At 57.0% G+C, this 13,128-nt stretch carries 13 protein-coding genes; 6 read left to right on the top strand and 7 right to left on the bottom strand.

All coding sequences use genetic code 11. The features are described from left to right. Positions 1–62 precede the first annotated feature (62 nt). Positions 63–473, bottom strand: coding sequence for a GNAT family N-acetyltransferase (locus tag IQ265_RS00065; protein WP_194050185.1), 411 nt, complete (start codon positions 471–473; stop codon positions 63–65). 327 nt (positions 474–800) lie between these two features. On the opposite strand from IQ265_RS00065, the gene IQ265_RS00060 reads away from it, so the two are divergent. Further along, a complete protein-coding gene (locus IQ265_RS00060) occupies positions 801–1,232 on the top strand; it encodes a pentapeptide repeat-containing protein (RefSeq protein WP_194050184.1) in 432 nt (143 codons plus the stop codon). Positions 1,233–1,260: 28 nt separating this feature from the next. Here the strand turns inward: IQ265_RS00060 and IQ265_RS00055 are convergent, their stop codons facing one another. Beyond that, positions 1,261–2,094, bottom strand: coding sequence for a sulfurtransferase (locus IQ265_RS00055; RefSeq protein WP_194050183.1), 834 nt, complete (start codon positions 2,092–2,094; stop codon positions 1,261–1,263). A 19-nt stretch (positions 2,095–2,113) separates the two neighbouring features. After that, complete coding sequence (locus tag IQ265_RS00050) at positions 2,114–2,497, bottom strand: DUF6220 domain-containing protein (protein WP_194050607.1); 384 nt, start codon at positions 2,495–2,497, stop codon at positions 2,114–2,116. Positions 2,498–2,692: 195 nt separating this feature from the next. On the opposite strand from IQ265_RS00050, the gene IQ265_RS00045 reads away from it, so the two are divergent. Next, a complete protein-coding gene (locus IQ265_RS00045; protein ID WP_194050182.1) occupies positions 2,693–3,367 on the top strand; it encodes a LuxR C-terminal-related transcriptional regulator in 675 nt (224 codons plus the stop codon). Positions 3,368–3,485: 118 nt separating this feature from the next. Here the strand turns inward: IQ265_RS00045 and IQ265_RS00040 are convergent, their stop codons facing one another. The 4 genes from IQ265_RS00040 to IQ265_RS00025 form a co-directional block, all read right to left on the bottom strand. Beyond that, positions 3,486–3,788 (bottom strand): hypothetical protein, encoded by a 303-nt coding sequence (locus IQ265_RS00040; RefSeq protein ID WP_194050181.1) that lies wholly within the window; start codon positions 3,786–3,788, stop codon positions 3,486–3,488. 199 nt (positions 3,789–3,987) lie between these two features. Continuing rightward, the gene (locus IQ265_RS00035) at positions 3,988–4,332 is read right to left on the bottom strand and encodes a hypothetical protein (protein WP_194050180.1); all 345 of its coding nucleotides are present in this window, start codon (positions 4,330–4,332) and stop codon (positions 3,988–3,990) included. 56 nt (positions 4,333–4,388) lie between these two features. Next, positions 4,389–6,560 (bottom strand): family 10 glycosylhydrolase, encoded by a 2,172-nt coding sequence (locus IQ265_RS00030; protein WP_347404890.1) that lies wholly within the window; start codon positions 6,558–6,560, stop codon positions 4,389–4,391. Positions 6,561–6,708: 148 nt separating this feature from the next. Next, positions 6,709–7,926 (bottom strand): PAS domain-containing sensor histidine kinase, encoded by a 1,218-nt coding sequence (locus IQ265_RS00025; RefSeq protein WP_194050179.1) that lies wholly within the window; start codon positions 7,924–7,926, stop codon positions 6,709–6,711. 420 nt (positions 7,927–8,346) lie between these two features. On the opposite strand from IQ265_RS00025, the gene IQ265_RS00020 reads away from it, so the two are divergent. The 4 genes from IQ265_RS00020 to IQ265_RS00005 all read left to right on the top strand — a co-directional run bounded on the left by IQ265_RS00020 (position 8,347) and on the right by IQ265_RS00005 (position 12,854). Continuing rightward, a complete protein-coding gene (locus tag IQ265_RS00020) occupies positions 8,347–9,132 on the top strand; it encodes a response regulator (RefSeq protein ID WP_194050178.1) in 786 nt (261 codons plus the stop codon). A 237-nt stretch (positions 9,133–9,369) separates the two neighbouring features. Then, positions 9,370–11,013: an ABC transporter substrate-binding protein gene (locus IQ265_RS00015; protein WP_194050177.1), complete on the top strand. Its 1,644-nt coding sequence runs from the start codon at positions 9,370–9,372 to the stop codon at positions 11,011–11,013. A gap of 96 nt (positions 11,014–11,109) precedes the next feature. Then, positions 11,110–11,949, top strand: a complete 840-nt coding sequence (gene ntrB / locus IQ265_RS00010) for a nitrate ABC transporter permease (RefSeq protein ID WP_194050176.1) — start codon at positions 11,110–11,112, stop codon at positions 11,947–11,949. A 23-nt stretch (positions 11,950–11,972) separates the two neighbouring features. Then, on the top strand, positions 11,973–12,854 hold the full coding sequence (locus IQ265_RS00005) for an ABC transporter ATP-binding protein (RefSeq protein WP_194050175.1): 882 nt from the start codon (positions 11,973–11,975) through the stop codon (positions 12,852–12,854). Positions 12,855–13,128 lie beyond the last annotated feature (274 nt).

Here is a 13,128-nt window from a genome sequence, read left to right as displayed (position 1 = left end):
CTGCCTGTACTCAACTAGCACGGCCACCGCCCACCCGCCCACTCGCCTACCCGCCCACTCCCCTACTCCTCACAGGGTCGCACCATCAACAACTGCTCAGCCTGTGTAAAGCCATATTTCTCATAAAACGGCTGCATCTCAGGGGTACAAAAGAGCTGAATGCACTCTACCTGAGCCAGCTGGTGGTGGGTCGTGACATGCTCGATTAGCTTAGCCCCTAGGCCTTGGCCGCGATAGTCCGCTGCCACAATCACATCGAATACGATCGCTCGGTAGACCCAGTCGGTCAGCACTCGGCAAAAGCCCGCTAGCCGCTGCGCTTCCTCATCCCAGAGGCCAAAGAGCAGGTCGCTGTTGTTTAGCAGGGTTGGTATGTCGGCCAGGGCACGTTCTTTGCTCCACCACTCTTGCAAATACAGCTGGTGCAGTTGCTCAACCTGTGTCGGGGTGAGCTGGTGAATGAGGGTCAGCATGGGAATTTCCGATTCTTTACGGTACGGGTATCCTGACCCAATAGCCAAAAGAAAGAGCTACGATCGAGGGACAGCACAGGCGCAAGACCTATCTTACTGCCGATGCTGAGGGTCAGGGCAGCCCGATACACTTCAAATGTAGATGCGTCGTCAATTGCTCTTGCCCATCTTCTCGCCCTAGGGCGAGGCACACGCGAGATTCAGGGGCAAGACTTAGGTCGATCGCAGCAAACTACCGACGCTAGCCAGGCCCAAAGGGCGATCGCCCGAGGAGCGAGCCTTTAACCGTTGAGCTAGCACTGATCATCCATACCGGAGGACACCTCCATGAAACTCACTCTACTCGCCGGGGCCGCGGTGGCTATTCCTTTAGCCTTTGCCGTACCTGCTCAAGCCGAGAACCCAGCCCACGTGCAGCAGCTGCTCGAAACCAACCTCTGCCAGGGTTGTGATCTATCGGGCGCTGACCTCACCCAGGCCCACCTGATTGGGGCCGACCTGCGCGATGCCGATTTACAGGGGGCCACCCTGGTCGAAGCCAACCTAGAAGGGGCCGACCTCAGCCGCGCTGACCTCACCGGGGCAAATATGACCAACGCCTTTTTGACCAACGCCCTGCTTGAGAATGCATCGCTTGATGAGGCTAACCTGACCGATGCTTCCATCTACTTTGCCGAAGTCACGGGCGCTTCGTTCTTCAATACCGACTTGACCGGAGCCGCAGTTGTAGGCACCCCCATCAGCGTGGGTGGCGACTAGCCTCCCCTGGTTTGGCTTCGGGTTTGATTTAAGGCTCGACGGGGGTGTGAGGCAAACGCCCCCACTCATTCCATGACCCGTCGTAGTTGCGAACCTTGGGGTAGCCCAGCAGGTGGGCCAAGACAAACCACAAACAGGCCGACCGCCCCCCGACCGCGCAATAGGGAAACACTTCGCGATCGGCGGTAATGCCTTGCTCATGAAACAACGCCTGCAATTCTTCGACTGACTTAAAAGTGCCGTCGTTGTTCAGCGTTAGCGTGTGTTCTAAATGAATTGCCCCAGGAATGTGCCCCGCCCGTTCTGTATCTTGGGGCGGTTTCAGTAAAAATATTTGCCCCTGATATTCAGGCAGGGTGCGAACATCTAGTAAAACCTGATTGGGGTTTGCGATCGCCGCCTCAACCTCTGCTAAAAGCACTCGAAAACTGGCGTCGAAAGGTTGAGCAGAATATTGCGTAGGCGAAGCCGTTGCCAGCGCATCTGCCACCGGGCGACCTTCGGCAACCCACCTTTGGTAGCCGCCATTGAGAACTTTCACGTTCCGGTGGCCAACGGCCTGAAGCAACCAAAAAATCCAGGCTCCTGTGCCAGGATCGCTGCCGTAGGCGACCACCGTTGTCTCGGGGCTAATTCCAACTTTCGACAGCAGCTCATTAACGGCATTAGGGTCAGTGTTGAGGCGAAGATCTGGCCGCAGTAGTCCAGTTAAAGGATTTAAAAAGATCGCCCCTGGAATGTGGGCTTTCTTGTAAGGGGCAGGGCTCATATCCACCTCCAAAATCCGCAGGTTTGGATCGTGAAGATGGTTCTCGAGCCATTGGGTATCGACTAAAACATCGGGGTGTGCGTAGCGGTTCACGGCAGTTTCCTCGGTAAGTTTAAACGTCATTGGCATCGAGGTTAGGCGACAACATAGGCCTTATCCGATGCACCAGCGTGGTTGATGCCGAAAATAGCGAAAACCCGATCAGCGGGTGAAAAATAGCCAGGGGTAGCGGCGTGTGAACGGTTGCAAACTGAAGCCCCAAAAGCACAGCTAGGCTAATGGCCAGGGCTCGTATGCGTTTAGAAAACGGCATCCACCAGGCCCAAATCAGCAGAATGAGCGATAGCCCGCCGTAGCCTCGCACCAGCCAAACGTGAAGGTTCCACCAGGCGGGGTCGCTAAAATAGGCCAGGCCAACGGTTAGCAGCTGTGCCACTAAACAGAGGTTGAAAAGTATAGCTGCGGCATAAAACCCAAGCACGACCAATCGAGGCAGGAGCGGTGTTTCATTGAGTAGCTGATCTGCGCTAGATTCAGAAGATTTTGAAATAGATGTCATCACTGGCGGCACAATAGGGATAGATTTGGCAGGGAGCAAACTACGCTGCGTTCCACAGCTGTATTCCACAATAGAGAGGTTGCGCTCGGAGCAATAGACCTCGATCGGGTACACTTCGCTGAGGAGCTACCTATGGACATCTCTAGTCAACCTGTTTCGCTACAGGCGCTGTTTGGTGCGATCGCCCAAACCCAAACCGAGGCCGACCTCAGGCAGCGAATCATGGCGCAGCTGGGCGACTACTTCGCAGCCCGCCGCTGGAGCCTAAATTTTGCCAGCGAGTTTCCCACCGTCGATCAAAATTCGCCCAGGTTAATGCGCCTGGCCCTATCGCTGGACTACAACCCGGTGTTGCGCTACCTGGTGCAGCGCCATGCCGCCGTGCACGATGAGGTGGTGCTGCCGCCGGGGGTATGGCAAACTCTGTGCCCCCGCGCCGACCACGGCCACGTCATGGCAGGGCCAATCGTGAGTGAGGGGCAGCTGGTGGGCGGCATCGCGTTTACCCGCCACCGCGACGATGGTGCCTTTAATGCTGAGAATCTGGCTGACCTGGGGGCACTGTGCCTGCACCTATCGACCAAGCTGGCGGCACTGCGGACCAAGCCTGAGACGGGGTTAGACCGCAGCCGCCTCACCCCCCGCGAAGCCGAAATCGTTGAACTCGTCGCCCAGGGGCTAACCAACAAAGAAATCGGGGCTACCCTCTGGATTACCGAAAACTCTGTCAAGCAGGCGCTAAAACGCATCTTTCGCAAGCTCAACGTGTCGTCACGCGCCGAAATGGTAGCAAAACTCGCTGCTTAGCAGATGTAGGTTGGGTGGCGCGTTAGCAGAACCCAACAAAACAAAATCTGGTGTTGGGCTTCACTTCGTTTCACCCGTCATACAGAAGACTTAGAGAATTTAGGAAGTCGTTCAAACGTTATCTATGCTTTTGCAAAGAGTGTTTGCAACATAAAAATCTGCGACCAATTTCATCGCCTTCATAATATATAAGCTCACCTGGAAGGCATGACAGAAATGTTGCCATTCCTCTACCTAAAACTGAATCTAATGCCTCATTGATGCGCATCAAAGCACCGTCAATCTTGCCATTCTCAGAGATCACGTAGCACATTTCCGGCGATCCCTTTTCTTTAAGAAGAATCTCTATCGATCTGCTGCTTTGAAGCTTTGCAGGTATTGGGATGATGTAGCTAGGATCAATATCCTGAAAGTGTGCCAATGACTCTCTAAACTTCCTTCTACCTCTCGAACTCGAAATCAAATTCGAGTATCGAGATCTTTTTTGGGGTGCAAAAAACGATCGAATAAGTTCACTTTCATGAATATTCGTATTTTTCATATTTTCGTCTATATTCTGGTCACTCCTATCGATTAACGCAAATTTATTGCGATCGAAATGAAAATTCCAAACATCTTATTCACGCCTTAAAAGTTGCTTTCAAGTGATCTGCAAGTTGAGAAATTTCCCTCCACCTTTCATCATCTAATATTTCTTTAGGGTCAGAGCAAGAGAATATTTTGCCTTTAAAGGCTCTCATCTTGCTGATAAGTTCTCTTGCCCAAATTAGCTGAATATTGGAAAGCAAACTTTCCTGCTTCTCAATAAATTCTTCAAAGACAAAGTCTTCAAGAAGATTACAGTATAATTCCTCTGGAGATGAGACCTTGTCACCTTGTTCAAACCAGGCTTCTCTTTGAAATTCTTCGTCAGCTATATCTTTTAATACTTCTACGATTTTCTCTTGCCAAAGTTGGACATTCATAATCAAGGTTTCCTGTCACAAAGCGGATTGGGGCGATCGCCCAGCAAACCTGACAGCTATGGCTGTTGAGTTCTCTCTCCGTAGGACAGCAGCTGCTCGATCGCAGCCAGCCGATGCTGCCACGATCGCAGGCGGTAGCGGCTGTTGGCAGTGTCGATCAGCACTCCCTGATTCAGCGGCTCCTGCACTCTAGCAAGTCCGGCTTTCACGTTGGCCAGGTGGCGGCGCGATGGTTCTTGGGATAGGGTTTCAAACTCGGTGCCCAGGGCGTTGACCGCCTCAACCCAGGGTTCTAGAGTGCCGCGATCCATCCATAGACGATCTTGGGTGAGCAGCCAGCTCCACTCGCGCTGGAGCGCTTCATAACGGCTGAAGGCCATCGCATAGGGGGTGGTGGGGCCGGGCTGGCTGCTATTGCCGACTGGGGCCTGGGTCTGGGCCAGCACCGCATTCAGCTCAGCATTCAGGTCGGCGGTGGCAAACAGGGCATAGCCGGGGGTGGGCAAGTCGCGGCTAGCCTGCATCTGGTCGAGGGTAGCGGCATTCGACAGGTTGAGCAGGCGAATGCCGGGGATAACCAGGGTGGAGCCAAACGATTCATTCACCAGCCAGGGGGAGACAATGCGCTCGAAGCGGCTGGTATCGCCCGCGTAGCTCATCAGCACAATCCAGTCGAGGTAGTTGGCTCGCGCCCAGGTGCCCCAGTCTTGCTGAATGCGCTGAAGGCGATCGTGCTCGGGGTTGGCAAACACCGCTGCTGACATAACGAGGCCAGGGCGCTGTCGCCGCAGGGTGCTGGAGATGCCTTCTACAAACGAGGTCACCTGGTGAGTGCGAAACTCAGTCCAGCGCTGCCACAGCACCTGCTGCTGAATCTCTTGATTGCGATCGAGTCCGCTGGCGCGGGGGTTCAGGGTCAACGGATCCACCCCGCTGGTGCTCTCAAACCGATGGCGGGCTACCTCGCCGTAGCCGTAGGTGCGGTTGGCCCCAGGGTCTTGAAAGGGGTAGCGAATGTAGTCGAGGTGCAGGCCATCGACCTCGTACTGGGTGACAATTTCGGTCATCAGTCGGGTCAGGTAGCTGCGCACCTCGGGGTTGGCGGGGTCGAGAAAGGGCTTGTCTTGCCCGCGAGGAATGCGGTTGCCGCTGTTGTCGTAGCCCGCCCAGGTGGGGTGCTGGGAGATAACCGGACCGGGGTAGTCGGCGGGCTGGTTGAGCAGGCGGTTGTGGCGCTGGTTGCCCGCTGCAAACACCCACACCCAGGCGTGCAGGGTCATGCCGCGCTGATGGGCCAGCTCCACAGCAGCAGCCAGCGGATCCCAGCCGCGAGTCAGGGGGTTTTGCTCAGGGGCGACCTGGCTGGGGTAAATGGTGTAGCCCGCATTCACCGTCTCAAAGAAGACGGTATTGATACCAGCGGCGGCCAGCTTGTCGAAGATTGCGCTCAGCCCCTGGGGCGACTTGGCCTGCACAATGGTGCCGCGATCGAGCCACACCGCGCGAATTTCGCCCTGGTCTACGGGACGATCGGTGGCAAAGCTGTCCCACAGGGCGGTGCGGGCGGCCAGCCAGCGATCGCGCACCTCCGTATGCTTGCCCGCCGCCAGCAGCTCGTCCCATTCATTCAAGAGCTGCTGAGCGTTTTGCAGGGCGGGGTGGAGAAAGGTCTCCTGACCGGCTAGCTTCACCTGGCTGGCGGCGCTTAGCGCGGGCTGGCCGGTGGGCAGGGTTAACACCGTCGATGCATTGAGGGAATTGGCCATAATCAGAGCGCTCTCAAAGCGACCAATCAGGTTCTTAAGCTCCTGCTGCATGGCCAAAAATACCACCGGGCTGGGAGGCCGTCCGGTGGGCGACAGCTCGATCACCGCCGGGGCAATCTGTTCGGCTGGGTCGCCCGCAGCGGGGCCGATCGCCTCTACGGCAGCACCGGCTGGGTCAGCGGGCGGCAGCACTCTGAGACGCTGGGATGGGGGCAGGGGCGGTATGGAGGGGACGTGCTCAGGCCGCCGACCGGGCCTTGCCTGTACAGCGGGGGCAGGCGCAGTGCCCTCCGGCGGATCGAAGCGGAGGTCGCTGTCGTCGCCCAGCGCTTCAACGGCAGGCTGCTCCAGGGCAGGGACATCGGTCTGGGCGTAGAGCGGAACGCTGGGGATGCCCCAACTCCCGACTACCCCTGCGATGGCCATCAGTAAAAAGCCCGGCTGCATCACCCGCTGCGTCACAATGTCATCCCTCCATCACACGGCGCTAATTGTGGCACAGGCTAGCGCGTCTGGCGTTGACCCCAGGAGCGATCGCCAAATAGCAAAAGTAGCGGATCCACAATCCACCACTCGGCCCAGGCGCTGTACCACCCCTTCAGTAAACCCACTACGCGGGCAGGCTAACCGTAAACGTGGTGCCAGCCCCCACTCGACTGGTGACTTTGATGGTGCCCTGCTGGAGCTGCACAAACTGCTTGACGATGCTCAGCCCCAGCCCCGTGCCGGGAATATTGCTGACGTTCTGCCCCCGGTGAAAGGGCTCAAACAGCTGCTTGCGATCGCCCGCTGGAATGCCAATGCCCTCGTCCTGCACCCTGAGAATGGCCTGCCCCCGCTGCTTGGCCAGCTTGAGCCAGATTGGGCGATCGCTCGGCGTGTAGCGAATCGCATTGGAGAGCAGGTTGCTAAGAATCGATCGCAGCAGTCGCTCATCCAGACAGGCCAGCACCTGGCGGCTGCGGCAAACAAACTGAATCGGAGCCTGGGGCCGGCGATAGTCGCCCTCGGCCAGCAGATCCTGGCAGAAGCCCACCAGATCTAGCGGTTTGGGGTTGACCTCCAGCACCTTGGCCTCAATTTTGCCAATCACCAGAATGTCGTCGATCATCTGGGTCATGCGCTCGACGTTGGCGTTGATGGTGAGCAGGTAGTCGGTTTTTTCGTCGGGGCGCAGCTGGGTGTCGTAGCGGTTGAGCGACGACACGGTGAGAGCAATGTTGTTGAGCGGGTTGCGAAACTCGTGGCAGACCATCGAGACAAAGCGCGATCGCATGTCGCTCAGCTGCCGCAGCTGCTGGTTCGCCGCCTGTAGCTCGGCGGTGCGCTCCTGCACTTTTTGCTCTAGCTCCTCGTTGGCCCGCTGCAAAACTTGCTCGGCCCAGCGCCGCTGGGTAATGTCGCGAAAGGTGACCACCGTGCCAATCAGCTGCCCCTCCTCATCGCGCATCGGCGTGCTGATATATTCCACCGGAAAGCTGGTGCCGTCCTTGCGCCAAAACACCTCGTTGGTTATTCGCCGCACGCTGCCGTCCTGAAACGCGGCGTAGATCGGGCAGGCTTCGCGCTGGTAGGGGCTGCCGTCCGCCAGGGAATGGTGCATGACCGCATGCATCGATCGCCCAATCAGCTCCTCGGTCGACCAGCCAATCATGGCGGCAGCGGCGGGGTTGACAAAGGTGACGTTGCCGTCGAGGTCGAGCCCGTAGATACCCTCGCCCACCGCATTGAGAATGAGCTGGTGCTGACGGCGCAGGTGCTCTAGCTCCTGCCCCAGGGGAGCGGCGGCAGCAGCCTGTCGAGGGGGCAGCCAGTAGGTTTGGGTCATCTTGATGCTAATCCGGGCATAATTTGGTGCGCTCAGCGCCTCAATCACGGCTGAATTAAACCATCACTCTGGGCCTTGTTTTGCCCTAAGTCGAGGCAGAATGTATCGACCTATACAACAGCCTGTCTACTTAAGGTTTACTAAAGGATTGTAGGGGATGCGATCGCCCTCAAATAGTAACCGCTCAGCTCAACGTCTGACGCGGTAGTCTAACAAAATATCTTGCTCTATCGACACTACTGTCGCCCTAACGTTTTCGTCGATTCCAAGCATTTAATCGCGCTAAGTTGGCACATATTTCCTAAATTATTTTTTGTTTTTTGGGCTAACAGCAGCTCTATATTCATGTCCTTTCTAGCAATCAGCTAACCCTTGAGTAAGGCTAATTCATCAGCCGTCGGCATACGAGTTAACAGCACTGTGAAGACCATTCTGATCATTGAAGACGAAGCCCAAACTCGCAACATTTTTCTTAAATGTCTGGAGTTTGAAGGGTTTCGCGCAGTGGGGGCCAGCGATGGCACTGCCGGTGTAGCCATGGCCCAGCAGCACAACCCCGACCTGGTGGTCTGCGACATCATGATGCCCGATCTAGATGGCTACTCGGTGCTCTCGGCCCTGCGCAAGGCGCGACAGACGGCGCTGATTCCGCTGATCTTTCTCACCGCCAAGGTAGCGATGCACGACCTGCGCCGGGGCATGGAACTCGGGGCCGACGACTATCTGACCAAGCCCTGCACCGTCGAGCAGTTTTTAGCGGCCATCAACAGCCGTCTGCAGCGTCAGGAGCAGCTTTTGGCACTTTATGGCCCCCACCAAGAAGTCCAGAATCAGGCTGCGTCTCCATCTTCGCTCCACGATATTTTTCCTACCGACCCTAAGCTAGCCGCTGTCTTTCGCTTTATTGAGGCCCGCTACGACCAGCCCATCAGCCTTAACGATGTGGCCCAGGAAGCGGGCTACTCCCCCGCCTACCTGACCAACTTGGTGCAATCGCACACCGGACGCACCGTCAAACAGTGGATTATTGAGCGGCGCATGGCCCAGGCCAAAACCCTGCTGGCTACCACCGACCAGTCGGTGCGACACATTGCTGAGACTACGGGCTATGGCGATGCAAGTTATTTTACTCGGCAGTTTCGTCAATTTCACGGTGTTTCTCCACAGGTTTGGAGGCAACAATCTGTAGCTGAAACAACAAATTAGTACTTGATTTTGGATCTAGAAATCAACTCCAAAAGAAAGTCCTATGATGTCCAAAAAATGATCCAACGCAATTTGGATTTGAGCTTGGTAGATTTACTGAGTAGCTTGGGTAAGCTAGCCTTCACAACTTAGGTGATTGGTCTAGGCCATTGAGCAGCGGAGCGGTCTCTACACTTCGCTAGAGCGAGCGCTCAGGTTGGTTAGGGAAAGGTTTTTGTCGCATTCAACTATCCGTTTATGGTCATTTCAGCAGTAGCAAAATCGCTCAACGACTGGGGCAGTTTGAGTTGCACATCCCCCTCCCTGATGTTGCCCGGCCGCCCCTGCCGAGACTGCGGCACGATGCACTTTACGGGTGATCACTCGCGGTTTATGGAAACGATGCCCAGCGACCCCGTCGATATGGTCGACGACCTGGTGAAAATGGGGGTCTATAAGCAAAACCAGCTGTGCGCCGCCGACACCGTCAACACCTACGAGCTGCGCAAGGCCCTGTTTCTCAAGCGGGTGGGCCGCAATGACCCCCAGCGCGAAAAGCTGATTCTGGCGCTGTGCAAGCAGGCGGGCGGGTTAGAAAATGCCTTTGCCGCTGCCTTTGGCCCTCAGGCGGGACTGTTTTTTGCCGACTCGGTGCGCAACAGCGGCGCGACCCGGCGCGAGTTTCTCAAGAATATGGCGCTGGGGGCCGCCCTGGTCACCCTGGCAAGCTGCGCTGGCGGTAGCGACGACCCCGTAGCGGAAGAGGCGGAGGCGGCTCCCATCGACACCAGCAACCTGGAGAAAACCGACATTCAGGTAGGCTTTATTCCTATCACCTGCGCCACGCCGATCATTATGTCGGAGCCGCTGGGCTTCTACGAGAAGTATGGCTTCAACGCCTCGGTGGTGAAAATGCCGAGCTGGGGCGCGGTGCGCGATTCTGCGATCGCAGGCGAACTCGACGCCTACCACATGCTGGCCCCCATGCCCATCGCCATGACCCTTGGCCTCGGCTCCGCCGCCTTTGGCGTCAAGCTGGCCAGCATTGAGAACATTAATGGTCAGGCTATCACCGTGGCCGAGCGCCACAAAGGCAACGTAGAAGGCCCGGCCGATTTCAAGGGCTTTGTGATCGGTGTGCCCTTCCCCTACTCCATGCACAATCTGCTGCTCCGCTACTACCTGGCCTCCGGTGGGTTGGATCCTGATGTGGATGTGCAGATTCGTCCCGTACCGCCCCCAGACAGCATTGCCCAGCTGATCGCCGGGGACATCGACGCCATGCTGATGCCCGATCCGTTCAATCAGCGGGCAGTCTACGAAGGGGCCGGATTCATTCACATGCTGACCAAAGACCTGTGGGATGGCCACCCCTGCTGCGCCTTTGCCGCCAGCGACGACTGGATTACCGCCAACCCCAACTCCTTCCGGTCTTTGAATAAGGCCATCATCGAAGCGGCCGCCTACGCCCAAGACCCTGCCAACCGGCCCGAAATTGCCGCCGCCATTTCCGATCGCGCCTTCTTGAATCAGCCCCCCGAGGTGGTCGAAGCGGTGCTCACCGGCAACTTTGACGATGGCCAGGGCAACACGCTTTCGGTGCCCGATCGCATTGGCTTTGACCCCTACCCCTGGCAGAGCTTCGCCAAGTGGATCTCGTCGCAGCTGGTGCGCTGGGAGCTGCTCGGCGAAGGCAACACCGCCGCCACCGTGAGCAACAGCGACATCAACCAGGTGGGTGAAGAGATCTTTTTAACTGACCTGGCCCGAGAGCTGGCTCTAGAACTGGGCGAACAGCCCCCCTTCGAGACCGATCGCACCGAAACCCTGGCCTTCGACACCTTTGACCCCGCGGCCTCGGCAGACTACGTCAAAGGCCAGGTTGATCAATTTGGCAAATAGAATCCGTGTGGCCCAGGCTAGCTCCACCCCTCCCTACGGGGTGATCTGAGTCATTGGAACATTCGCAGTCGGCGCAGTTTTTAGGAGGCACGAATTATGGCGGCGAGTCACAGTACGCCTGGATTGGTCATAGCGGAGCGGCAAACTCCGCTCTGGCACAACGAAAATGTGAGGGCGTTGGCGCTATTTATAGTCTCCCTCAGCATTTTTCTGCTGTTTTGGGAAATTGGAGCCAAATCTGGCTGGTTTGTGCGGGGCGTGCCCACCGCCACCGAAACCCTTAAAGAGTTTTGGTGGTGGGTGACAAATCCGTTCTACCGCAACGGCCCCAATGACCTGGGCATTGGTTGGAATTTGCTAATCAGCCTCAGGCGGGTGGCGATCGGCTATATTGCGGCGTCGCTGGTGGCGGTGCCCCTGGGCATTTTAATCGGCATTTCGCCCGTGGCCTTTAAGGCGTTTAACCCCTACATCCAGCTGCTCAAGCCGATTTCGCCCCTGGCCTGGCTGCCCCTGGGTCTCTACCTGCTGCGCGATTCCGAGAAAACCGGCATTTTCATTATTTTTATCTCCAGCATGTGGCCGACGCTGATTAACACCACCTTTGGGGTAGCCAACGTTGACCAGGAGTATCTGGATGTCTCAAAAACTCTGGGGGCCTCGCGCCTGCGCACCATCGTCAAGGTGATTATTCCGGCGGCGCTGCCGAATATTGTGTCGGGCCTGCGCATCAGCATGGGCATTGCCTGGCTGGTGATTGTGGCGGCGGAGATGCTGCTGGGCACGGGTCTGGGCTACTTCATCTGGAACGAGTGGAACAACCTGTCAATCCCGAATATTCTGGTGGCCATTTTCATCATTGGGTTGACGGGACTGGTGCTCGATAGTCTGTTTGCTGCCCTCGAAAAATTTGTTGCCTTTGGTCGAAACTCATGAGCATTGCCCCCGTGAACACTCCTATGAATACGCCCACAAATACGATAGAGCCGGTAGGAGCGCGATCGCAGACCGCCCAGCTGTCGATTCGCAATGTGGCCAAGGTCTTCCCTGGTAAAAAAGATCTGTTTAGTAAGCTCACCGGCAAAGCCCGCCGCGATTTTGTCGCCATCCAGAACATTGACCTGGAGATCGAGCCCAACACCTTTGTGTCAATTATTGGCCCCTCGGGCTGCGGCAAATCGACCTTGCTGAACATGATTGCGGGCCTCAGCCCGATCTCCGGTGGTGAGATCTTGCTCAATGGTGCCCCAATCACCGGGCCGGGGCCAGACCGGGGCATGGTCTTTCAAAACTACGCCCTGATGCCCTGGATGACGGTGGAGGAAAACCTGCGGTTTGCTGTGGAAACCGTGGATCCAAAGATTTCGGCAAAAAAGCGCGATCGCATCATCAAAGAGCACATCCAGCTCGTCGGCCTCACCGGAGCCGAGCGCAAGCACCCCCACGAACTCTCCGGTGGCATGCGCCAGCGGGTCGGCATCGCCCGGGCGCTCGCCATTAACCCCCAGATTCTGCTGATGGATGAGCCCTTCGGTGCCCTCGACGCTCTCACCCGAGGCTTTCTGCAAGAAGAGGTGGAGCGTATCTGGGAACAGCAGCGCAAGACCGTGATCATGATTACCCACAGCATCGATGAGGCGCTGCTGCTGAGCGATCGCATTGTGATGATGACCCGCGGCCCCGCCGCCCGCATCGATGAGATTCTCGACGTGCCCTTTCCGCGACCCCGCGATCGTGAAACCATCCAGCAGCACCCCGCCTACCAGGGCCTCAAGGCCGAGATGGAGAGCCATCTGTTTCGCGAAACTCGTGCCGTGGAGGCAGCGCGCGTCGGTGGGTGATGGGTGGATGAAACCCGTAGGGTGGGCATTGCCCACCACCCCGCTTTAAAAATACACAACCTAATTTAGCCCAGCTCCCCCTTGATGCTTGCAAGCGACCGAGCCAAAGGGTGACTGTACAACTGCTGAGTTGGTTGGTGGGCAGTGCCCACCCTTGTATCTTAAAAAGTGTGGCAGACCGTCCCACCCTAGGTTAAGCAAACCGCGTGTAGCTTGGGTCGCCGCACCTTTAAGGATAAAACTCGAAAAATCGCCAGGAGCCTGTGACTCCGTA

Origin of the sequence: Nodosilinea sp. LEGE 06152, assembly GCF_015207525.1 — a bacterium.
Taxonomy (GTDB): domain Bacteria; phylum Cyanobacteriota; class Cyanobacteriia; order Phormidesmidales; family Phormidesmidaceae; genus Nodosilinea.
Note: the sequence above shows the minus strand (reverse complement) of the source record. Positions and strands in the feature narration are given on the sequence as shown.